Consider the following 26,353-nt stretch of genomic DNA (forward strand, 5'->3'; position numbering starts at 1 on the left):
GCGCCATGCGCCGCCGTTTTTTTTGTTGGTGACATTCGCGCGATCATCTGCCTTCTCCTCTTCGTTGTTTGCCATCGGCCGTGCAGCCGATGGCAAGCTTCACTTCACGCCGAGTTCCTCACCCGGATGCCGACGCGCCGAAGCTTCGAAGACACTCAACGAAGCGAGACTTCGTCCGATCGTCGCGAGCGAGGACGGCTGGCACATTTCGCCGTGCGCGCAATCGATATCGAAGTTCACGACAGCGCCTTCCGCTCGTTCGCGCCATTGCGCGACATGCCGCGCCTGACCGTCCGCTTCGGACCGCGTGGCCGTGAAGTAGACGATATCGCCGCCGAACTGCGCTGGCGCGAACGTGCCTTGCAGATGCATGTTCCGCCGCGTTGCATCGATCAGCGTCATCACGTGTCCATCGGTGATATACGCCGGAATCAGCCGATGCTGGCGCAGGGCGTCGACACGCTCCGTAGTCGTCTGCATCTCGCGAAGCGCGAGCGTGAGTTCCTCGGGCATGTTGGAAAAGGCCGCTGCCATGAGCCCGCATTCGTCGAATTCGCGTGCTTCCCGGCCATCGGGCAGGCGCGAGTCCAGCAGAACGAGTTGGTCGACGGTCTCGCCGGCGCGTTGAAGCTGCGTCGCCATTTCATAGGCAACCAGTCCACCGAAGGACCAGCCGAACAGCCGATAGGGTCCTTGAGGCTGCACGCTCCGGATGCGCGTGATGTAGTCGCTCGCCATCTCCGCGATAGTCGCGGGACTGTAATCGGGTTGCTGGAGCGCGGGCGTCTGCACGGCGTAGATTGGCCGATTTCCTTCGATGCTTTGAGCAAGTCCCGCATAGCTCCAGGCGAGTCCGCCGACCGGGTGAATGCAGAACAGCGGCGCGCCGTCGCCGGGAGTACGGATCGGCAGGATCGCGTCGAATTCCGTGTTCGAGGGCGCGGTGCTCAGATGGTCCGCCAGCTCGGCCACCGATGGGGCGTTGAACAGGACCCGGATGGATATGTTCTGGCCGAGCCGGGCGTCGATAAGCGCCATCAGTTGTACGGCGAGCAGCGAATGACCCCCGAGCGAGAAGAAGTTATCGAAGACGCTGACGCGTTCGAGACCGAGCACGCTGGCGAAGCACTGCGCGAGCGAATGTTCGATCGACGTACGCGGGGCGACATAAGCTGCAAGGTCTTGCCACTGCGGATCGGGCAGCGCGCGGCGATCGAGCTTGCCATTGGGCGTGAGAGGCAACGCATCGAGCACGACGAAGGCCGATGGCACCATGTAGTCGGGCAAACGCGAGTCGAGATGTTCACGCAAGGCGCTCGTATCGGTCTCTGATACCAGCGTGACATAAGCGACAAGCTGCTGATCCTGCTGTCGAGCACGTGCAATAACCACCGCCTCCCGCACCGCCGGATGACTGGCGATCTGCGCCTCGATCTCACCCAGTTCGATACGGAAGCCGCGAATCTTGACCTGATGATCGTTGCGGCCCAGGAATTCGATATTCCCATCGGCACGATATCGTGCGAGATCGCCCGTGCGATACATACGCCCGCCTGAAACGAAAGGATCATCGAGGAAACGCTCGGTGGTGAGATCGTCCCGATTCAGATAACCCCGCGCCACACCCGCCCCACCGATATACAACTCGCCCACCGCCCCCGGCGGCACCAGTTGATAACGCTCATCGAGCAGATACATGCGCGTATTGGCGATCGGACGACCCACCGGCACCGTCGATGACGTACTCGCTTCGAGCCCGGTTTGATAGCACGAGGACCAGACCGTGGTTTCGGTAGGACCATAAAGATTCCACAGCGACTTGACCTTCTCGCGCAGACGCGCAGCCAGTCCCTCGGACAAGGCTTCGCCACCGCACAATGCCGTGAGTTGCGCGGAGCCGGGCCACTGCGCATCGAGCAGCATGCGCCAGGTCGCCGGGGTCGCCTGCATGAAGCGGACGTCGTGCTTCACGAGCAGCGTTTGCAGCGCAAGCGGATCGGCCGCATCGCTTCTGCGGGCCAGCACCACGCACGCACCGGTGCTCAAGGGCAGATACAGCTCCAGCCCGGCGATATCGAAGGAGATGGTCGTGACGGCGAGAAGCTTGTCGGCCGCGCGCATCGCGGTGACATCGCGCATCGAGCAGAGGAAGTTCAGCATCTCGCGATGCTCGACCATCACGCCCTTGGGCTTGCCCGTCGAACCGGAGGTGAAGAGCACGTAAGCGAGATGATGCGAAGCGACGGACGTTTGCGGATCGTCTTGCGGGAGTGCATCATCGATCGCTGCATCGGGATCGAGCACGCGCAGAGAACCCGTATCGCCCAGTGCTTCACGTCCGGCGGCATCGGCGATCAACAGCCGCGGCGTCGAGTCGGTGAGGATATGGCTCAGACGCTCGCCGGGATACGCCGGATCGAGCGGCACGTAGGCACCGCCTGCCTTGAGTATCGCCATCAATGCGACGACCATGCCGATGCCACGCTCCACGCACAACGCCACGCGATCTTCCGGCTGTACACCGAGCGCGATCAGATGATGTGCAAGCTGGTTGGCGCGCGCATTGAGTTGCGCGTAAGTCATCGATTCATCTTCGAATACGAGCGCGATCGCATCGGGCGTACGTTTAACCTGTTGCTCGAAGAGCTGATGAATGCACAGGTGTTCGGGATAAGCGGCAGCAGTGTCGTTCCACGTCTGGACCAGCAAGGTGCGAGTCTCGGTCGACAACACGTCGAGCTGATTCACCGGCGTCTGAGGGGCCTGTTCGAGCGCCTGCGCAAGACTCGACAGCGCCTGCTCCATGTAGCCGCACAGTTGCTCGGGCGACAACGGCGCGAGCGTCTGCGCGGTGAGCCCGAGGCTCTGGCCATCGTCTTCGACCGCGAGCATCAGCGGATAGTTGGTGCGTTCTTCGGCGCCGAGCAGCTCGATACCGTCGAAGACCGGCTGCTCATCGGTGGAGGCCTGATTGTGGCGATAGTTGAGCAAGGCGCTAAAGAGCGGCGCGGGCGCGGCGACGCCACTGCATCGCTGCGCAAGTGCGAGCGGCGCGTGCTGATGCTGCAACAACGCGGCGAGCCGTTCATGCGTATCACGCACGCTATCGATGACCGATGCATCGTTCACATCGAGGCGAATCGGCAGCGTATTGATCAGCAAGCCCAGCGCCTGATCGACGCCTGCCTGCATGCGTCCGAGCAGCACGGTGCCGAACACGACGTGACCGTCCGGGTTCGCCGCACTGGCGGCGTTGAGCACACGCGCCAGCGCCAGATGGCACAGACTCGCGAGACTCACGCCGATGCTGCGGGCCTGAGTGCGCAGGCGTGTATTGAGCGATGCGGGCAACATAACGCGCGCTTCGGCAACCGCCGAGCCATCGTGATGAACGTCGGTGAGGCCGAAGGGCAAAGTCGGTTCGCTCACGACGGCGAGCATGTCGCGGAAGAATGCTTCGTGCTCTTGCCGGGTCGCGCCGAGCCGCGCCTGCGCGACCAGATCGCGGAACGGCTGAGCCGCGCCGAGTGTGTGTGCGCGGCCATCGAGCAGCGCGCCGATCTCCTTCTGGACCACCTCCAGCGTGACGTGATCGCCGATCAGGTGATGCCAGACGAGCAGCGCCAGCCAGCGCGCCGAGCCGGGCTCGCGAGCGATGGTGAGCCGCAGCAGCGGAGCCTGAGCGAGGGAAAGGCGCTGTGAGCGCGCATCGAAATGTCGAGCAAGCTGATCGGCAGCGTTGTCCTCCGTGAGGCTGATTTCGTCTATCGCCAGGGGCGCGTCACGCCAGACCACTTGCGCGGGCGTGCTGAGGCCGTCGTGGATGAAGGCGGTGCGCAGGATGTCGTGGCGCTTGACGACCTCGCGCAAGGCATCGAGCCACGCATCGAGCCGCGCGCGGCTATCGAAGGCGATGCGCGCGGTTTGCAGATACGGATCGCCGTCGGTGGTCAGCATGTGATGGAACAGGATGCCTTCCTGAAGCGGTGCGAGCGCGTAGATATCCTGCACGTTGGCGAGACCACCGGGCACCTGAGCGACGATACGATCGATGTCCGTCTGCGTGAGCGCGATGAGCGGCAGCATGGGCGGAGTGAGTGCAATGCAGTCACGAGTGATCGCATTGGGCGGGACGACGATCTCTGCGGTAACGGCACCGTGTTCGAGCGAAGCCGCGAGCGCACAGAGCACGGGCGTGGCGAACAGATCGCGCACGCTGGCGTGCAGCCCGACGCGACGCATACGCTCGATGAGCGTCACGGCGAGCAGCGAATGACCACCGAGGGCGAAGAAGTTGTCCTGCCGACCGACGCGTTCGAGGCCGAGCAATTCGGCCCACAGATCGGCGAGCGCGGTTTCGGTGACACCTTGAGGCGCTTCGAAGGGACGCAGCGCGAAGGCATCGGCTTGCGGATCGGGCAATGCGCGACGATCGAGCTTGCCGTTGGGCGTGAGCGGAAGCGCATCGAGCACGACGAAAGCCGAAGGCACCATGTAGTCGGGCAGGTGCGAGGCGAGGTATTCGCGCAGGGCGCTGACATCGATATCGGAGGTCAGCGTGACATAGGCGACGAGTTGCTGATCTTGCGACTCCTCATGCCGCGCACGAGCGATGACCACTGCTTCGCGCACCGCCGGATGATCGGTCAAATGCGCTTCGATCTCGCCGAGTTCGATACGGAAGCCGCGAATCTTGACCTGATGATCGTTGCGGCCAAGGAATTCGATATTGCCGTCGGCGCGATAACGTGCGAGGTCGCCCGTGCGGTACATGCGTGCGCCGGGCATGAAGGGATCGTCGAGGAAGCGCTCGGCAGTGAGTTCGGGCCGATTCAGATAGCCACGCGCCACGCCTGCGCCACCGATGTAAAGCTCGCCCACCGTGCCGAGCGGCACCGGCCGGCGCTGCGCATCGAGCAGATAAATCTGCGTGTTCGCGATAGGCCTGCCGATGGTCTCCGTCAAACGCTCGCCCTTGTGCATCTGTATCCAGGTCGAGTACGTCGTCGTCTCGGATGGACCGTACAGATTGCACAGCCGCTCGATCCCGGTCTCGGCGAAGATTCGCTTCATCAGCGCGAGCTTAAGCGGCTCGCCGGCGAGGTTGATCGTCCGGACCGATGCCAGCGATGCGCCTGCATCCAGCAGCGACGTGATAGCCGATGGCACCGTATTGATGAGGCTGACCTCCTGCGGACGCCTCATGAGAGCGAGGACGTTGTCGACTAAATGAACCGTTCCGCCTGTCGTCAAGGGCGCGAAGCATTCGTAGATCGAGAGATCGAAATTGAGCGAGGTCGCGAACAACGTTTGCGAAAGCTCTTCCGGCGTGAAAGCCTCGTGGCTCCAGGTCAGGAAGTTGACGGCGTTCCGGTGCTCGATGGCGACGCCCTTGGGTTTGCCGGTTGAACCGGACGTGTAGATCACGTACGCAAGGTGATGCGGGGCGACGTCCGATTGCGGATCGTCTTGCGACAGCGAGCCATCGAGCGATGCATCGGGATCGAGCACACTCAGCGAGCCGATATCGCCCAGCGCTTCACGTCCGGCGGCATCGGCGAGCAGCAGGCGAGGCGTGGCGTCGGTGAGGATATGACTCAGACGTTCGCCCGGATACGCCGGATCGAGCGGAACGTATGCGCCGCCTGCCTTGAGAATAGCCATCAACGCGACGACCATGCCGATACCACGCTCCATGCACAGCGCCACGCGATCTTCCTGCCTCACACCCAGCGCGATCAGGTGATGCGCAAGCTGGTTCGCACGTGCATTGAGTTGCGTGTAGGTCAGCGACTCATCTTCGAAGACGAGCGCGATGGCATCAGGCGTACGTCGAACCTGTTGCTCGAAGAGCTGATGAATGCACAGATGTTCGGGATAGGCCGCAGTCGTGTCGTTCCAGCGTTCGAGTAATGCGTGCTCTTCGGGCAATATCAGTTCGAGCGCATGCAGCGGCGCATCGGGTTGATCGAGCGCTTGTTGAAGCAATCGCGTGAACCGTTCACCGAGCCGTGCGATGGTGACTTCATCGAACAGATCGGTCGCGTAACTGAGCGTGCCTGCGAGACCGTCTTGGGTATGCGTCAGACTCAGCGTGAGATCGAACTTGGCGCCGGCTTCGGCCCCGGGCAGCAAGGTCAGCGTGAGGCCGGGCAAGGCAAGCGCTTCCATCGGCGCGTTCTGCAACACGAACATAACCTGAAAGAGCGGCGTGCGACTGGTGTCGCGTACCGGCGCGAGTGCTTCGACCAGTTTCTCGAAAGGCAAATCCTGATGCGCATACGCGGCAAGCGTCGTGTCGCGCACTTGTGCGAGCAGATCGCGCAACGAGGGTGCGCCTGACAGATCGGCACGCAGCACCAGCGTATTGACGAACAAGCCGATGAGCGGCTCGATCTGCGCATGCGTGCGATTGGCAATAGGCGAGCCCACCGCAACTTCCGATTGCCCCGACAGCCGCGCGAGCAGCGTCTGGAACACGGCGAGCAGCAGCATGAAGGGCGTGACGCCCTCGCGTTGGGCCAACGCATGCAGGCGCTCGGAGAGCTCCGCGTTCAGCGCAAAGGGCAGCGTCGCACCGCGTCCGCTGATCTGCGCGGGCCGTGGGCGGTCCGTGGGCAGATCGAGTGGCGCGAGTTCGGCGAGTTGATTGCGCCAGTATTGAGTCTGCCGATCGAGCTCGGCCCCGGCGAGCCATTCGCGTTGCCACAGCGTGTAGTCGGCGTATTGCACGGCCAGAGGCGGCAGCGCGAGCGGTTCATTGCGCAGTGCGGCGGTGTAACCGGCACCGAGTTCACGTACCAGCACGCCGGTAGACCAGCCATCGGAGACGATGTGATGCATGGTGAACAGCAGAACGTGTTCATCGTCTTCGAGGCGCAGCAGTTGAGCGCGCAGCAACGGGCCGCGTTGAAGATCGAAGGGACGACGTGCTTCGTCCTGTGCCAGACGCGGGACATCGGCGGCTTGGGCATCGATGAGCGGCAGTGCAAATTCCAGTGCCGGAGCGATGTGCTGCACGGCCTGACCGTCGTGTTGTGCAAACGAAGTGCGCAGGCTTTCGTGACGGGCGACGAGCGCATTCAGAGCAGCTTGGAACGCACGAACATCGAGTGCGCCGTGCAGACGCAAGGCGATCGGGATGTGATAGGTGGACTGTCCGGGGTTCAACTGTTCGAGGAACCACAGGCGTTCCTGTGCGAAGGACAGCGGTACATGTGCCGGGCGCGCAAGTGCCTGCAAAGGCGGCAACGCGCCAGTAGATGGTCCGTCGAGCGAAAGCGCCTCGGCAAGCGAAGCAACGCTGGGTGCATCGAACAGCGTGCGCAAAGGCAATTCGATAGAAAGCGCTTCACGCAGGCGCGACACGAGTTGCGTCGCAAGCAGCGAATGACCACCGAGCGAGAAGAAGTTATCGAAGACGCTGACGCGTTCAAGACCGAGCACGCTGGCGAAGCACTCCGCGAGCGAATGTTCGATCGACGTGCGCGGTGCGACATAAGCGGCAAGGTCTTGCCACTGCGGATCGGGCAACGCACGACGATCGAGCTTGCCATTAGGTGTCAGCGGCAGCGCATCGAGCACGACGAAGGCCGACGGCACCATGTAGTCGGGCAGACGCGAATCGAGATGTTCGCGCAAGGCACTCGTATCGATCTCCGAAACCAGCGTGACGTATGCCACAAGCTGCTGATCCTGCTGTCGAGCACGCGCAATAACCACCGCCTCCCGCACCGCCGGATGACTGGCGATCTGCGCCTCGATCTCACCCAGTTCGATACGGAAGCCGCGAATCTTGACCTGATGATCGTTACGGCCAAGGAATTCGATATTCCCATCGACGCGATATCGTGCGAGATCGCCCGTGCGATACATACGCGCGCCGGGAACAAACGGATCATCGAGGAAGCGCTCAGCGGTGAGATCATCACGATTCAGATAACCCCGCGCCACGCCCGCCCCACCGATATACAACTCGCCCACCGCACCCGGCGGCACCAGTTGATAACGTTCATCGAGCAGATACATACGCGTATTGGCAATCGGACGACCGACCGGCACCGTCGATGATGTACTCGCTTCGAGCCCGGTTTGATAGCACGAAGACCAGACCGTGGTTTCCGTGGGGCCATAAAGATTCCACAACGACTTGACCTTCTCGCGCAGACGCGCAGCCAGTCCCTCGGACAAGGCTTCGCCACCGCACAACGCCGTGAGTTGCGCGGAGCCGGGCCACTGCGCATCGAGCAGCATGCGCCAAGTCGCCGGGGTCGCCTGCATGAAGCGGATGTCGTGCTTCACGAGCAGCGTTTGCAGCGCGAGCGGATCGGCTGCATCGCTTCTGCGGGCCAGCACCACGCACGCACCGGTGCTCAAGGGCAGATACAGCTCCAGCCCGGCGATATCGAAGGAGATGGTCGTGACGGCGAGCAGCTTGTCGGCTGCGCTCATCGCGGTGACATCACGCATCGAGCAGAGGAAGTTCAGCATCTCGCGATGCTCGACCATCACGCCCTTGGGCTTGCCAGTGGAACCGGAGGTGAAGAGCACGTAAGCGAGGTGATGCGAAGCGACGGCTGTGTGCGGATCGTCTTGCGGGAGTGCATCATCGAGTGACGAGTCGGGATCGAGCACACGCAGAGAACCCGTATCTCCCAGCGCTTCACGTCCGGCGGCATCGGCGATCAACAGCCGTGGCGTCGAGTCGGTGAGGATATGGCTCAGGCGCTCGCCGGGATACGCCGGATCGAGCGGCACGTATGCACCGCCTGCCTTGAGTATCGCCATCAACGCGACGACCATGCCGATGCCACGCTCCACGCACAACGCCACGCGATCTTCCGGCTGTACACCGAGCGCAATCAGATGATGTGCAAGCTGATTAGCGCGCGCATTGAGTTGCGCATACGTGAGCGATTCATCTTCGAAGATAAGCGCGATCGCGTCAGGCGTACGTTGCACCTGTTGCTCGAAGAGCTGATGAATGCACAGATGTTCGGGATAAGCAGCAGCGGTGTCGTTCCACGTCTGGACCAGCAAGGTGCGGGTCTCGGTCGGCAACACGTCGAGCTGATTCACCGGCGTCTGAGGGGCCTGTTCGAGCGCCAGCGCAAGGCTCGACAGCGCTTGCTCCATGTAGCCGCACAGTTGCTCGGGCGACAGCGGCGCGAGCGTCTGCGCGGTGAGTCCGAGGCTTTGGCCATCGTCTTCGACCGCGAGCATCAACGGATAGTTGGTGCGTTCTTCGGCGCCGAGCAGCTCGATACCGTCGAAGACCGGTTGCTCATCGGTGGAGGCCTGATTGTGGCGATAGTTGAGCAAGGCGCTGAAGAGCGGCGCGGGCGCGGCGACGCCACTGCATCGCTGTGCAAGCGCGAGCGGCGCGTGCTGATGCTGCAACAACGCGGCGAGCCGTTCATGCGTGTCACGCACGCTATCGATGACCGATGCATTGTTCACATCGAGACGAATCGGCAGTGTGTTGATCAACAGGCCAAGCGCCTGATCGACCCCTGCCTGCATGCGTCCGAGCAGCACGGTGCCGAACACGACGTGACCATCCGGGTTCGCTGCACTGGCAGCATTGAGCACCCGCGCCAGCGCCAGATGGCACAGACTGGCGAGACTCACGCCGATGCTGCGGGCCTGAGTGCGCAGGCGCGTATTGAGCGATGCAGGCAAGCTCACGCGCGCTTCGGCAACCGCCGAGCCATCGTGATGAACGTCGGTGAGGCCGAAGGGCAAAGTCGGTTCGCTCACGACCGCGAGCATGTCGCGGAAGAATGCTTCATGCTCTTGCCGGGTCGCGCCGAGCCGAGCCTGCGCGACCAGATCGCGGAACGGCTGAGCCGTGCCGAGCGTGTGTGCACGGCCGTCGAGCAGTGCGCCGATTTCCTTCTGGACCACCTCCAGCGTGACGTGATCGCCGATCAGATGATGCCAGACGAGCAGCGCCAGCCAGCGTGCCGAGCCGGGTTCGCGAGCGATGGTGAGCCGAAGCAGCGGAGCTTGAGCGAGGGAAAGGCGCTGTGAGCGCGCATCGAAATGTCGCGCAAGCTGATCGGCAGCGTTGCCCTCCGTGAGGCTGATTTCGTCTATCGCCAGGGGCGCGTCACGCCAGACCACTTGCGCGGGCGTGCTGAGTCCGTCGTGGATGAAGGCGGTGCGCAGGATGTCGTGGCGTCGCACGACTTGCTTCAAGGCATCGAGCCACGCATCGAGTCGTGCACGGCTATCGAAGACGATGCGCGCAGTTTGCAGATACGGATCGCCGTCGGTGGTCAGCATGTGATGGAACAGGATGCCTTCCTGCAACGGCGCGAGCGCGTAGATATCCTGCACGTTGGCGAGCCCGCCGGGCACCTGCGCGACGATACGATCGATGTCCGTCTGCGTGAGCGCGATGAGCGGCAGCATGGGCGGCGTGAGTGCAGTGCAGTCGCGAGTGATCGCATTGGGCGGGACGACGATCTCGGCGGTAACGGCACCCTGTTCGAGCGAAGCCGCGAGCACACAGAGCACGGGCGTGGCGAACAGATCGCGCACGCTGGCGTGTAATCCGACGCGACGCATACGCTCGATGAGCGTCACGGCGAGCAGCGAGTGACCGCCGAGGGCGAAGAAGTTGTCCTGCCGGCCGACGCGTTCGAGGCCGAGCAATTCAGCCCACAGATCGGCGAGCGCGGTTTCGGTCGCACCCTGAGGCGCTTCGAAGGGACGCAGCGCGAAGGCATCGGCTTGTGGATCGGGCAGCGCGCGGCGATCGAGCTTGCCGTTGGGCGTCAGAGGCAGCGCGTCGAGCACGACAAAGGCCGAAGGCACCATGTAGTCGGGCAGGTGCGAGGCGAGGTATTCGCGCAGGGCGCTGACATCGATATCGGATGTCAGCGTGACATAGGCGACGAGTTGCTGATCTTGCGACTCCTCATGCCGCGCACGAGCGATAACCACCGCTTCGCGCACTGCCGGATGATCGGTCAAATGCGCTTCGATCTCGCCGAGTTCGATACGGAAGCCGCGAATCTTGACCTGATGATCGTTGCGGCCGAGGAACTCGATGTTGCCGTCGGCGCGATAACGCGCGAGATCGCCCGTGCGATACATGCGTGCGCCGGGCACGAAGGGACTGGCGACGAACCGTTGCGCGGTAAGCGCCGCGCGCCGAAGATAACCGTCCGCGAGACCCGCACCGCCGATATAAAGCTCGCCGATGACGCCGATCGGCACATGGCGCAGGTTTTCATCGAGCACATATGCGCGCGTATTGTCGAGCGGCTGTCCGATGGGAATCGACGTGCCATAGGAGATGGCATCGTTCAGCGCGTGGGTCAGCACACCCACGGTTGTTTCCGTCGGCCCATAGTGATTGAGAACGCGCAGGCCGGGCTTCAGCGCCTGCAAGGACATGATCCAGTCCGACCGGGTCGCTTCTCCGCCCAGCACCAGCAGTTGCGCGGGCAATGCAGGCGTATCGAGCGTCACGTCGACGAGTGCGCGCAGATGACCGGGCACGATCTTCAGCACATCGATATTGCGCTGACGCATGTATTGGCCGAAGAGGTAGCCATCGGAGGTCCGCTCGGTCGACAGCACGTGCAGTTCATGACCTGCCACCAGCGCACCGAACAGGATCGTATGGCCGAGATCGGTGGCGATGGTCGAAGCCAGGGCCATGCTGCTCTGCGCGCGGACGTTCATTCTCGCGAGCACGCCGCTCAGATAGTTGGCAAGGTTCCGGTGACTCAGGACGACGCCCTTCGGCTTGCCCGTGGAGCCGGAGGTGTAGATCACATAGGCCGGGTGACGGGAGAGCGCGTCGGCGGCGGGATTCGTGTCCGCGCAGGTTTCGATGCGACTCGCTTCGGTGTCGGGACATACCACGGTCACATCCTGCGCGATCTCCGAGAAGCGTTCGATAAGCTGTGGCTGAGTAACGAGCAACGACACTTGCGCGTCGTCGAGCATGTACTCGAGCCGTTCGGCGACAGAGGTGGGATCGAGCGGCACGTAAGCGCCGCCTGCCTTGAGAATCGCCATCAACGCGACGACCATGCCGATACCACGCTCCATGCACAGCGCGACGCGATCTTCCGGCCTCACACCCAGCGCGATCAGATGATGCGCAAGCTGGTTCGCACGCGTATTGAGTTGCGTATAGGTCAGCGACTCATCTTCGAAGACGAGCGCGATCGCATCAGGCGTGCGTCGAACCTGTTGCTCGAAGAGCTGATGAATGCACACGTGTTCGGGATAGGCAGCAGCCGTGTCGTTCCAGCTTTCAAGCAATGCGCGCTCTTCAGGCAACACGAGTTCGAGCGCATGCAGCGGCGCATCGGGTTGATCGAGCGCTTGTTGAAGCAATCGCGTGAAGCGTTCACCCAGCCGTGCGATGGTGACTTCATCGAACAGATCGGTGGCGTAACTGAGCGTACCCGCGAGACCGCCTTGCGTATGCGTCAGACTCAGCGTGAGATCGAACTTGGCACCGGCTTCGGCAGCGGGCAGCAAGGTCAGCGTGAGTCCAGGCAAGGCGAGCGCTTCCATCGGCGCGTTCTGCAACACGAACATGACCTGAAACAGCGGCGTACGACTGGTGTCGCGAACCGGCGCGAGTGCTTCGACCAGTTTCTCGAAAGGCAGATCCTGATGCGCATACGCGGCCAGCGTCGTGTCGCGCACTTGCGCGAGCAGATCGCGCAACGAGGGTGCGCCTGACAGATCGGCACGCAGCACCAGCGTATTGACGAACAAGCCGATGAGCGGCTCGATCTGCGCATGCGTGCGATTGGCAATAGGCGAGCCCACCGCAACTTCCGATTGCCCCGACAGCCGCGCGAGCAGCGTCTGGAACACGGCGAGCAGCAGCATGAAGGGCGTGACGCCCTCGCGTTGGGCCAACGCATGCAGGCGCTCGGAGAGCTCCGCGTTCAGCGCAAAGGGCAGCGTCGCACCGCGTCCGCTGATCTGCGCGGGCCGTGGGCGGTCCGTGGGCAGATCGAGTGGCGCGAGTTCGGCGAGTTGATTGCGCCAGTATTGAGTCTGCCGATCGAGCTCGGCCCCGGCGAGCCATTCGCGTTGCCACAGCGTGTAGTCGGCGTATTGCACGGCCAGAGGCGGCAGCGCGAGCGGTTCATTGCGCAGTGCGGCGGTGTAACCGGCACCGAGTTCACGTACCAGCACGCCGGTAGACCAGCCATCGGAGACGATGTGATGCATGGTGAACAGCAGAACGTGTTCATCGTCTTCGAGGCGCAGCAGTTGAGCGCGCAGCAACGGGCCGCGTTGAAGATCGAAGGGACGACGTGCTTCGTCCTGTGCCAGACGCGGGACATCGGCGGCTTGGGCATCGATGAGCGGCAGTGCAAATTCCAGTGCCGGAGCGATGTGCTGCACGGCCTGACCGTCGTGTTGTGCAAACGAAGTGCGCAGGCTTTCGTGACGGGCGACGAGCGCATTCAGAGCAGCTTGGAACGCACGAACATCGAGTGCGCCGTGCAGACGCAAGGCGATCGGGATGTGATAGGTGGACTGTCCGGGGTTCAACTGTTCGAGGAACCACAGGCGTTCCTGTGCGAAGGACAGCGGTACATGTGCCGGGCGCGCAAGTGCCTGCAAAGGCGGCAACGCGCCAGTAGATGGTCCGTCGAGCGAAAGCGCCTCGGCAAGCGAAGCAACGCTGGGTGCATCGAACAGCGTGCGCAAAGGCAATTCGATAGAAAGCGCTTCACGCAGGCGCGACACGAGTTGCGTCGCAAGCAGCGAATGACCACCGAGCGAGAAGAAGTTATCGAAGACACTGACGCGTTCAAGACCGAGCACGCTGGCGAAGCACTGCGCGAGCGAATGTTCGATCGACGTGCGCGGTGCGACATAAGCGGCAAGGTCTTGCCACTGCGGATCGGGCAGCGCACGACGATCGAGCTTGCCATTGGGCGTCAGAGGCAGCGCATCGAGCACGACGAAGGCCGACGGAACCATATAGTCGGGCAAACGCGAATCGAGATGTTCACGCAAGGCGCTCGTATCGATCTCTGATACCAGCGTTATATAAGCGACGAGTTGCTGATCATGCGTCTTTTCATGCCGCGCACGTGCGATAACAACCGCCTCACGCACTGCCGGATGACTGGCGATCTGCGCTTCGATCTCACCCAGTTCGATACGGAAGCCGCGAATCTTGACTTGATGATCGTTGCGGCCCAGGAACTCGATATTGCCATCGGCACGATAACGTGCGAGATCGCCCGTGCGATACATACGCGCACCTGAAACGAACGGATCATCGAGGAAACGTTCGGCGGTGAGATCGTCACGATTCAGATAACCCCGCGCAACCCCAGCCCCACCGATATAAAGCTCGCCCACCGCACCCGGCGGCATCAAGCGACGCTGCGCATCGAGCAGATAGATACGTGCGTTCGCAATCGGCTTGCCGATGACGGGCTGCATCTGTTCGATCGTTATCTCCGTCAAAGCGGCATCGACGGTGCATTCGGTCGGACCATAGACGTTGAACGCGCGGATCTGATCGGCCTCTGCGAGCTGATTCCATGTCTGTTGCGAGAGTGCTTCGCCGCCCACCAGCAAGGTCAGCTCGGATCGCCGCTGTTCAAGCAGACCGGTGGTAAGCAACACGTCGAGCTGGGTGGGTGTGCAATCGAGCACATCGACGTCGCGCGCATCGAGAAATTCGATCAACGCCGCGCCATCGGTGCGCACATCCGCAGGGATCAAAATCAGTCGATGTCCCGCGAGCAAGGAAGTGAGGCTTTTCAGCGAGGAGTCGAATGCGATGCTGGCATTCAGACTGACGCCGGAGTTCGGAGCGCAATGCGCGAACACCGTCGATTGCAATGCGCGATGGAGATTCGCGACATTGCGATGCTCGACCATCACGCCCTTGGGCTTGCCCGTTGAACCGGACGTGTAGATCACGTAAGCAAGGTGATGCGGAGCGACGTCGGTTTGCGGGTCGTCTTGCGACAACGCGCCATCGAGCGATGCAGCGGGATCGAGCACGGTGAGCGAGCCGATATCGCCCAGCGCTTCACGTCCGGCGGCATCGGCGAGCAGCAGGCGGGGCGTGGCATCGGTGAGGATATGACTGAGACGTTCGCCCGGATACGCCGGATCGAGCGGAACGTAAGCGCCGCCTGCTTTAAGTATCGCCATCAACGCGACGATCATGCCGATACCGCGCTCCATGCACAGCGCGACGCGATCTTCCGGCCTCACACCCAGCGCGATCAGATGATGTGCAAGCTGGTTCGCACGCGCATTGAGTTGCGTATAGGTCAGTGATTCATCTTCGAAGACGAGCGCGAGGGCATCAGGCGTACGTTGAACCTGTTGCTCGAAGAGCTGATGAATGCACAGATGTTCGGGATAAACCGCAGCGGTATCGTTCCAACGTTCGAGCAGCGCGTGCTCTTCGGGCAATACCAGTTCGAGCGCATGCAGCGGCGCATCGGGTTGATCGAGCGCTTGTTGAAGCAATCGCGTGAAGCGTTCACCCAGCCGTGCAATGGTGACTTCCTCGAACAGATCGGTGGCGTAGCTGAGCGTGCCTGCGAGCGCGTCTTGGGTATGCATCAGACTCAGCGTGAGATCGAACTTGGCGCCCGCTTCGGCCCCGGGCAGCAAGGTCAGCGTGAGACCAGGCAAGGCGAGCGCTTCCATCGGCGCGTTCTGCAACACGAACATGACCTGAAACAGTGGCGTGCGACTGGTGTCGCGAACCGGCGCGAGCGCTTCGACCAGCTTCTCGAAAGGCAGATCCTGATGCGCATACGCGGCCAGCGTCGTGTCGCGCACTTGTGCGAGCAGATCACGCAAAGAAGGTGCGCCTGACAGATCGGCACGCAGCACCAGCGTATTGACGAACAGGCCAATAAGCGGCTCGATCTGCGCATGCGTGCGATTGGCAATAGGCGAGCCCACCGCAACTTCCGATTGCCCCGACAGCCGCGCGAGCAGCGTCTGGAACACGGCGAGCAGCAACATAAAGGGCGTGACGCCTTCACGTTGGGCCAGCGCATGCAGCCGTTCGGAGAGTTCGGCGTTCAGCGCGAAGGGCAGCGTCGCACCGCGTCCGCTGATCTGCGCGGGACGTGGACGGTCCGTGGGCAGATCGAGGGGCGCGAGTTCGGCGAGTTGATTGCGCCAGTATTGAGTCTGTCGATCGAGTTCCGAACCGGCGAGCCAGTCGCGTTGCCACAGCGTGTAGTCGGCGTATTGCACGGCCAGAGGCGGCAGCGCGAGCGGTTCATTGCGCAGTGCAGCGGTGTAGCAGGCGCCGAGTTCACGCACCAGCACGCCGGTGGACCAGCCATCGGAGACGATGTGATGCATGGTGAACAGCAGAACGTGTTCATCGTCTTCGAGGCGCAGCAGTTGAGCGCGCAGCAACGGACCGCGTTGAAGATCGAAGGGACGACGCGCTTCGTCTTGTGCCAGACGCTGGACATCGGTGGCTTGGGCATCGATGAGCGGCAGTGCAAGTTCCAGTGTCGGAGCGATGTGCTGTACGGCCTGACCGTCGTGTTGCGCAAACGAAGTGCGCAGGCTTTCGTGACGGGCGACGAGCGCATTCAGCGCGGCATGGAACGCACGAGCATCGAGGACGCCATGCAGACGCAAGGCGATCGGAATGTGATACGTCGACTGTCCGGGGTTCAACTGTTCGAGGAACCAGAGGCGCTCCTGTGCGAAGGACAGCGGCACATGTGCTGGACGCGGACCTGCCTGCAAAGGCGGCAACGTGCCAGCGGACGGTCCGTTGAGCGAAAGCGCCTCGGCAAGCGATGCAACGCTGGGTGCATCGAACAGGGTACGCAAGGGTAATTCGATCGAAAGCGCTTCACGCAAACGAGAAACGAGTTGCGTTGCGAGCAGCGAATGACCACCGAGCGAGAAGAAGTTATCGAAGACGCTGACACGTTCAAGGCCAAGCACGCTGGCGAAGCACTCCGCGAGCGAATGTTCGATCGACGTGCGCGGCGCGACATAAGCGGCGAGGTCTTGCCACTGCGGATCGGGCAATGCGCGACGATCGAGCTTGCCGTTGGGCGTCAGAGGCAGCGCATCGAGCACGACGAAGGCCGATGGCACCATATAGTCGGGCAGACGTGAGTCGAGATGTTCACGCAAGGCGCTCGTATCGATCTCCGAAACCAGCGTGACATAAGCGACAAGCTGCTGATCCTGAGAATCCTGTTGTCGGGCACGCGCGATAACCACCGCTTCACGCACCGCCGGATGACTGGCGATCTGCGCTTCGATCTCACCCAACTCGATACGGAAGCCGCGAATCTTGACCTGATGATCGTTACGTCCGAGGAATTCGATATTGCCATCGGCGCGATAACGTGCGAGGTCGCCCGTGCGATACATCCGCCCGCCTGAAACGAACGGATCATCGAGGAAACGTTCAGAGGTAAGCTCAGGACGATTGAGGTAACCCCGCGACACACCCGCTCCGCCGACATACAACTCGCCCACCGCGCCAGGAGGCATCAACTGACGTTGCTCATCGAGCAGATAGATGCGTGTATTGGCAATGGGCCGGCCGATCGGCACCAGATTCGTTTCTTCAGGAAGGCATCGATACGCCGTCGCCCACACAGTCGCTTCGGTCGGACCGTACTCGTTATAGAGCAGCACTGGCCGGGGCAGTGTCGAGCTTTGCCGTGCGAGACTCGGCGGACACGCTTCGCCCGCGACGATGATCTCGCGAAGCTTATGCTCGCCGCTCGACGACATGCTGTCGAGAATGGCCTGACCGAGCGACGGCACACATAACACGCGCGTAATGTCTCGATTGCGCACGAGTCTGATGATTGCGTTCGGATCTCTTGCAGTGTCTATATCGACGAGAGCGAGACAACCACCGTTCGTGAGCGTCCCGAAGAGACCGGCGACGGAACTGTCGAAGGCGAGGGAAGAAAGCAGCAGGAAGCGCTCGTTCGCTGCGTGCTCGTAGAACTGGTGGCGGGCGAAGGTGGATGCGACCAGCGTCCGGTGCTCGATCGCGACGCCCTTGGGTTTGCCGGTTGAGCCGGACGTGTAGATCACGTACGCAAGGTGGTGCGGAGCGACGTCCGTTTGCGGATCGTCTTGCGACAACGCGCCATCGTGCGATGCATCGGGATCGAGCACGGTGAGCGTGCCGATATCGCCCAGCGCTTCACGTCCGGCGGCATCGGCGAGCAGCAGGCGGGGCGTGGCATCGGTGAGGATATGACTCAGACGTTCGCCCGGATACGCCGGATCGAGGGGCACATACGCGCCACCAGCTTTAAGTATCGCCATCAACGCGACGACCATGCCGATACCACGCTCCATGCACAGCGCGACCCGATCTTCCGGACGCACACCCAGCGCGATCAGGTGATGTGCAAGCCGGTTCGCACGTGCATTGAGTTGCGTGTAGGTCAGCGACTCATCTTCGAAGACGAGCGCGATGGCATCAGGCGCACGTTGAACCTGTTGCTCGAAGAGCTGATGAATGCACAGATGTTCGGGATAAACCGCAGCGGTATCGTTCCAGCTTTCAAGCAATGCGTGTTCTTCAGGCAACACGAGTTCGAGCGCATGCAGCGGCGCATCGGGTTGACCGAGCGCTTGTTGAAGCAGTCGCGTGAAGCGTTCACCGAGCCGGGCGATGGTGACTTCATCGAACAGATCGGTGGCGTAGCTGAGCGTGCCGGCGAGCCCGTTTTGCGTATGCGTCAGACTCAGCGTGAGATCGAACTTGGCGCCCGCTTCGGCCCCGGGCAGCAAGGTCAGCGTGAGGCCAGGCAAGGCGAGCGCTTCCATCGGCGCGTTCTGCAACACGAACATGACCTGAAACAGTGGCGTGCGACTGGTGTCGCGAACCGGCGCGAGCGCTTCGACCAGCTTCTCGAAAGGCAGATCCTGATGCGCATACGCGGCCAGCGTCGTGTCGCGCACTTGTGCGAGCAGATCACGCAAAGAAGGTGCGCCTGACAGATCGGCACGCAGCACCAGCGTATTGACGAACAGGCCGATAAGCGGCTCGATCTGCGCATGTGTGCGATTGGCGATAGGCGAACCTACCGCAACCTCAGATTGCCCCGACAGCCGCGCGAGCAGCGTCTGGAACACGGCGAGCAGCAGCATGAAGGGCGTGACGCCTTCACGTTGAGCCAACGCATGCAGGCGCTCGGAGAGTTCTGCGTTCAGCGCGAAGGGCAGCGTCGCGCCGCGTCCGCTGATCTGCGCAGGACGTGGACGGTCCGTGGGCAGATCGAGCGGCGCGAGGTCGGCGAGTTGATTGCGCCAGTATTGAGTCTGTCGATCGAGTTCGGCGCCGGCGAGCCAGTCGCGTTGCCACAGCGTGTAGTCGGCGTACTGTACGGCAAGAGGCGGAAGCGCGAGCGGTTCATTACGCAGTGCCGCGGTATAGCAGGCGCCGAGTTCACGCACCAGCACGCCGGTGGACCAGCCATCGGAGACGATGTGGTGCATGGTGAACAGCAGAACGTGTTCATCTTCTTCGAGGCGCAGCAGTTGAGCGCGCAGCAACGGGCCGCGCTGAAGATCGAAGGGACGACACGCTTCGTCCTGTGCCAGACGCTGGACATCGGTGGCTTGGGCGTCGATGAGCGGCAATGCAAGTTCCAGTGTCGGAGCGATGTGCTGCACGGCCTGACCGTCGTGTTGCGCGAAGGATGTGCGCAGGCTTTCATGACGCGCAACAAGCGCATTCAGGGCAGCATGGAACGCACGAACATCGAGGACGCCATGCAGACGCAGGGCGATGGGAATGTGATACGTCGACTGTCCGGGGTTCAACTGTTCGAGGAACCAGAGGCGTTCCTGTGCGAAGGACAGCGGCACATGCGCTGGACGCGGGCCCGCCTCCAAAGGCGGCAATGTGCCAGCGGACGGTTCGTCGAGCGACAGCGCCTCGGCAAGCGATGCAACGCTGGGTGCATCGAACAGCGTGCGCAAAGGCAATTCGATCGAAAGCGCTTCACGCAGACGCGACACAAGCTGCGTTGCGAGCAGCGAATGACCACCGAGCGAGAAGAAGTTATCGAAGACACTGACGCGTTCGAGACCAAGCACGCTGGCGAAGCACTCCGCGAGCGAATGTTCGATCGACGTGCGCGGCGCGACATAAGCGGCAAGGTCTTGCCACTGCGGATCGGGCAATGCGCGACGATCGAGCTTGCCATTAGGTGTCAGTGGCAGCGCATCGAGCACGACGAAGGCCGACGGCACCATATAGTCGGGCAAACGCGAATTGAGATGTTCACGCAGCGCGCTCGTATCGATCTCCGAAACCAGCGTGACATAAGCGACAAGCTGCTGATCCTGCGAATCCTGCTGTCGAGCACGCGCAATAACCACCGCCTCCCGCACAGCCGGATGACTGGCGATCTGCGCCTCGATCTCACCCAGTTCGATCCGGAAGCCACGAATCTTGACCTGATGATCGTTGCGACCGAAGAACTCCAGACTGCCATCGCTCAGATAGCGTCCAAGATCACCGGTCCGATAAAGACGCCCGCCCGAAACGAACGGATCATCGATAAAACGTTCGGCAGTAAGCTCCGGGCGATTCAGATAACCCCGCGCCACGCCCGCGCCACCGACATACAACTCGCCCACCGCACCGACAGGCGCGAGCCGACCTTGTGCATCGAACAGATAGACCGTCAGATCGGGAATACGCACGCCGATCGGACTGCTGCTGACCGCACAGTCATCGCGAGTCAGAGGCCGGTACGTCACGTGCACGGTCGTCTCGGTTATGCCGTACATGTTGATCAGACGCGGCTTCTGGTCCGAATGCCGCGCGTACCACGGTTCGAGCATCGGCGGATTCAGCGCCTCGCCGCCGAAGATCACATAGCGCAACGCATCGGGCGCATCGTTTGTTTCCTGCGCCTGAATGAGCGCGCGGAACGCGCTGGGCGTCTGATTCAGAACGGTCACGCCCTCGCGCTGAAGCAGGCCAAGGAAGTCGGGTGCGAAGCGCGCCACATGCTGCGGCACGATCACGAGTTTGCCGCCGTAGCGCAGCGCGCCCCACAACTCCCAGACCGAAAAATCGAAGGCGAACGAGTGGAACAGGCACCAGACATCGCGTTCGTCGAAGCCGAACCAGTCCTGCGTGGCGTCGAAGAGGCGCACGATCTGGGCATGCTCGACCATCACGCCCTTGGGCTTGCCCGTGGAGCCCGAGGTATAGATCACATAGGCGAGATGAGGAGGCGCGACCGGCGTTTGCGGATCGTCCTGGGGCTGTGTGTCATCGAGCGATGCATCGGGATCGAGCACGGTCAGCGCGCCGGTATCGCCGAGCGCTTCACGGCCGGCCGCATCGGCAAGCAACAGCCGGGGCGTGGAGTCGGTGAGGATATGGCTCAGACGTTCGCCCGAATAGGCCGGATCGAGCGGCACATATGCGCCGCCCGCCTTCAGTATCGCCAGCAGCGCGACGATCATGCCGATGCCACGCTCCACGCACAACGCCACGCGATCTTCCGGACATACGCCCAGCGCGATCAGACGATGTGCAAGCTGATTGGCACGTGCATTGAGCTGCCCATAGGTCAGCGACGCGTCTTCGAAGACGAGCGCGATGGCATCGGGCGTGCGTCGAACCTGTTGCTCGAAAAGCTGATGGATGCAGTAACCCGCCGGATACGTTGCGCCCGTGTCGTTCCACGTATGGACGAGCAGGTTGCGCACGGCGGGCGGCAACACGTCGAGCTGATTCACCGGCGTATCGGGCGCCTGTTCGAGCGCCTGCGCAAGGCTCGAAAGCGCCTGCTCCATATACCCGCACAACTGCTCGGGCGACAGCGGCGAGACGGTCTGCGCGGTGAGTTCGAGGCTGTCGCCGTTATCGTCGATCGAAAGCGTCAGCGGATAGTTGGTGCGCTCCTCGGCGCCGAGCAGTTCGATGCCGTCGAAGGCCTCGCGCTCATCCGCCGATGCCTGATTGTGGCGATAGTTGAGCAACGCGCTGAAGAGCGGCGCGGGAGCCGCGACGCCACTGCATCGCTGCGCGAGCGCGAGCGGCGCATGCTGATGCTGCAACAACGCCGCGAGACGCTCATGCGTGCGGCGCGCGCTATCGGCGACCGATGCATCGTTCACGTCGAGGCGAATCGGCAGCGTGTTGATCAAAAGGCCGAGCGCCTGATCGACACCCGCCTGCATGCGTCCGAGCAGCACGGTGCCGAACACGATGCGTCCGTCCGAATCGAGCGCGCTGCCCGCACTGAGCACGCGCGCCCAGGCGAGATGGCACAGGCTCGCAAGACTCACGCCGATGCTTTTGGCCTGAGCGCGCAGACGCGTATCGAGCGACGCCGGGAGCTTCGCGTGCGCTTCGGCTACAGCCGAGCCGTCATGATGAACGTCGGTGAGGCCGAAGGGCAGCGTGGGTTCGCTCACATCGGCGAGCATGTCGCGGAAGAAGGCTTCATGCGCGTCCTGAGCCGCACCGAGCCGCGCCTGCGCGACCAGATCGCGGAACGGCTGAGCCGCGCCGAGCGATTGCCCACGGCCGTTGAGGATCGCGCCGATTTCCGCATGCATCACTTCCAGCGTCGCATGATCGCCGATCAGGTGATGCCAGTTCAATTGCACGAGCCAGCGCCCGCTCCCCGTTTCGGGGGCAAACGCGATCCGCAGTAACGGAGCCTGCGTGAGGTCGAAGCGTTGTGTGCGGGCATCGAAATGTCGCGCAAGCTGTTCTGCCGCGTCGCCCTGCGTGATCGCGATTTCGGTGATGGACACGGGTGCCTTGCGCCAGACCACTTGCGCGGGCGTGCTGAGTCCATCATGGATGAACGCGGTACGCAGGATATCGTGCCGCTCGACGACCTGTTGCAGCGCATCGAGCCAGGCGTCGAGACGCGCGCGACTGTCGAAGGCGAGGCGCGCCGTTTGCAGATACGGATCGCCTTCCGTGGTCAGCATGTGATGGAACAGGATGCCGTCCTGAAGCGGGGCGAGCGCGTAGATATCCTGAGCATTTTCAAGGCCGCCGGGAACCTGTTCGACGATGCGATCGATATCCGTCTGCGTCAGCGTGATGAGCGGCAGCATCGACGGCGTGATCGCGGTGCAGCCGGGCGTTATCGCGTTGGCCGGCACGACGATCTCGGGCTTCGGTGCGGCATGTTCGAGCGAAGCCGCGAGCGCGCTGAGCACGGGCGTGGCGAACAGATCGCGCACGCTGGCGTGCAGGCCGATGCGCCGCAGCCGCTCGATGAGCGTCACCGCAAGCAGCGAGTGGCCGCCGAGCGCGAAGAAGTTGTCGTGACGGCCCACACGCTCCAGACCGAGCGATTCGGCCCACAGATCGGCGAGCGCGATTTCGGTTCGGCCCTGCGGTGCTTCGAACGGGCGCAGCGCGAACGCATCGGCTTGCGGATCGGGCAGCGAGCGGCGATCGAGCTTGCCGCTGGGCGTGAGCGGCAGCGCGTCGAGCGTGACGAAGGCCGAAGGCACCATGTAGTCGGGCAGACGCGATGCGAGATGCTCGCGCAGCGCGCTGGCGTCAGTCCCGGAAAAGAGCGTGACATAGGCGACGAGCTGCTGATCCTGCGAACCCTGATGCCGCGCCCGCGCGATGACCACCGCTTCACGCACCGAAGGATGCGCGAGGATTTGCGTTTCGATCTCGCCGGGTTCAATACGAAAGCCGCGAATCTTGATCTGATGATCGTTGCGGCCGAGGAACTCGATATTGCCGTCGAGCTGATAGCGTGCAAGATCGCCGGTGCGGTAGATGCGTGCGCCCGGAACGAAGGGATCGTCGAGGAAGCGCTCGGCGGTGAGTTCGGGCCGGTTAAGATAGCCGCGCGCCACACCCGCGCCGCCGATATAGAGTTCGCCCACCGCACCGGGAGGCACCGCGCGGCGCAGCGCATCGAGAACATAGGTGCGCGTATTGGCGAGCGGTTTGCCGATGACGGGCCGCGCCTGTTCGGTCGTGATCTCCGCGACGGTCGCATCGACCGTGCATTCGGTCGGACCATAGACGTTGAAGGCGCGTATCTGTTCAGCGCGCGCCAGACGGTTCCAGGTCTGCGGCGTGAGCGGCTCGCCGCCCACGAGCACCGTCAGCGGCGACTTGCGTTGTTCGAGCAGACCCGCGGAGAAGAGGGAATCGAGCTGCGTCGGCGTGCAGTCGAACACGTCGATGCGCGCGGTATCGAGAAACTCGATCAGGGCCATCGCATCGGTGCGCACGTCGGCGGGAACGATGACGAGCCGGTGTCCACCAAGCAGCGCGGTGAGGTTTTGCACGGAGGCATCGAAGGCGATGCTGGCGTTCAGCGTGACGCCCGAGTGCGGGGCGCAATGCGCGAACACCGTCGAATGCAGCGCGTGATGCAGATTCACCACATGGCGATGCTCGACCATCACGCCCTTCGGCTTGCCGGTCGAGCCGGACGTATAGATCGCGTAGGCGAGATGATGCGAGGCGAGGCCGGGCACGAGCGGATCGCCTTGCGGGAGTGCATCGTCGAGCGACGCGTCGGGATCGAGAACGGCAAGCGCGCCGGTATCGCCCAGCGCCTTGCGTCCGGCGGCATCGGCGATCAGCAGCACGGGCGCCGTATCGCCGAGGATGTAGCTCAGGCGCTCGCCCGGATAGGCCGGATCGAGCGGTATATAGCCGCCGCCGGACTTGAGTATCCCGAAGAGCGCGACGATCGCGCCGATGCCGCGCGCCATGCACAGCGCCACGCGGTCTTCCGGACGCACGCCTGCCGCGATCAGCCGATGCGCGAGGCGATTCGCACGCGCATTGAGTTGCGCGAACGTGAGCGACTCGCCGTCGCATTCGAGCGCGATGGCATCGGGCGAGCGTCGAACCTGATCTTCGAGAAGCTGATGAATACACAGATGCTCGGGATAAGGCGCGGCCGTGTCGTTCCACAACTGGAGCCACGCCTTTCTCTCGGGCAGAAGGAGCTCGAACGAATGCAGCGGCGCTTCGGGCTGCTCGAGCGCGTTTTCGAGCAGACGCGTGATGCGCCTTGCATGGGCATCCACGTCTTCGGACGAATAGAGCGACGGGTTGCCGTCGAACATCAGTTCGATACCGAGTTCGTCGCCCTCGTCGTGGATGATCAGCGCGAGATCGTCGGGCGTTCCGTAGAAAGAGCGATTCGATCCGATGCGGCAGCCGGCGAACTCCAGCGCGAGGCTGTAGTCCGGCATGATGTTGACCGTGGGGCCGAAGAGCGGCCTGTCGGATTCGATGCGTCCCACATCGCGCCGTATGTCTTTCACACGATAGCGTTGATGACGCAGGATGCGCCGGCTCTGCCGCGAGACGTCGCCGAGCAGATCGATGACCGACGTATCCGCGCCGAGCGTCGCCCGCAGCGGCAATGCATTCGACATCATGCCGGGCACGTTTCTCGCCCGTCGGCCCACCCGCGCCGTGACCGGAAAGCCGAGCACCACTTCGGGTTGTCCGCTCAGACGCGCGACATACGCGGCCATGACCGCCGTGACGAACTGCGGCCACGTCGCGCCGTGGCGTTCGGCGACTTGCCTGAGACGCTGCGTCGTTTCGGATGACAGACGCATCTGCGCGATCGCCTGTGTGGCGACGTCCGCGGGAATCGGCTCGTGCGCCATGCATTCGGCGAGAATCACCGGCTCGGGGCAGTCCGCCAGATATTCGCGCCAGAATTGCTGATCGCTCTCGAACGCATTCGACGCGCGATACGCGTTATCGTCGTCGATGAGTTCGGTGAGTTGCCCCCACGCGCATGGCGCGGGCTCGCGTCCTTCGACCAGCGCCGAATAAACCGCCGCGAGGCGTTGCGTGAAGAGAAAGAACGAAAAGCCGTCGAACGCGATGTGATGTATCCGCTGGAACAGGAAAAACCGCGTAGGACCTGCCTGGAAGAGCTGACCGTCGAACAGCGGATACCGGTCGAGATCGATGGCGCTGGCGAGCGCGGCCTGCACTTCCCGGTCGATCGCTTCGACAGGATCGGGCGCATCGCTGACATCGACGACCCGAAGCGCGAAATCTTCCATCTCGTCCGGCAGCACCTGATGCGGCATGCCATCCGTGACGACGATGCGCACCTGCATCGCCTGCGCTTCGCCGACCGTCCGGCGCAGCGCCGCGTGAAGTGCTTCGACATCGAGCGGCCCGATGATCTCCGTCAGTTGCGCGAGATTGAAGCGCGGGTCGCGCAAATCGAGTTGCTGTCGAAAGAAGATGCCCGATTGAGCGGGGGCGAGAGGAAGGCTGAGCATGGCATCAATCCGTAAATGAGAGCACGCGGGTGCTCCGGAAACCGATGTCCGAAAACATCGTTATGCGAGTTCTGGA

1 protein-coding gene is annotated in these 26,353 nt (G+C 62.7%); it reads right to left on the minus strand.

The window, feature by feature from the left end; genetic code table 11:
• Positions 1 to 99: 99 nt before the first annotated feature.
• Positions 100 to 26,277 (minus strand): non-ribosomal peptide synthase/polyketide synthase, encoded by a 26,178-nt coding sequence (locus ACEN42_RS36985; protein ID WP_371882539.1) that lies wholly within the window; start codon positions 26,275 to 26,277, stop codon positions 100 to 102.
• Positions 26,278 to 26,353 lie beyond the last annotated feature (76 nt).

This window comes from Caballeronia sp. S22 (genome assembly GCF_964261745.1).
Taxonomy (GTDB): domain Bacteria; phylum Pseudomonadota; class Gammaproteobacteria; order Burkholderiales; family Burkholderiaceae; genus Caballeronia; species Caballeronia jiangsuensis.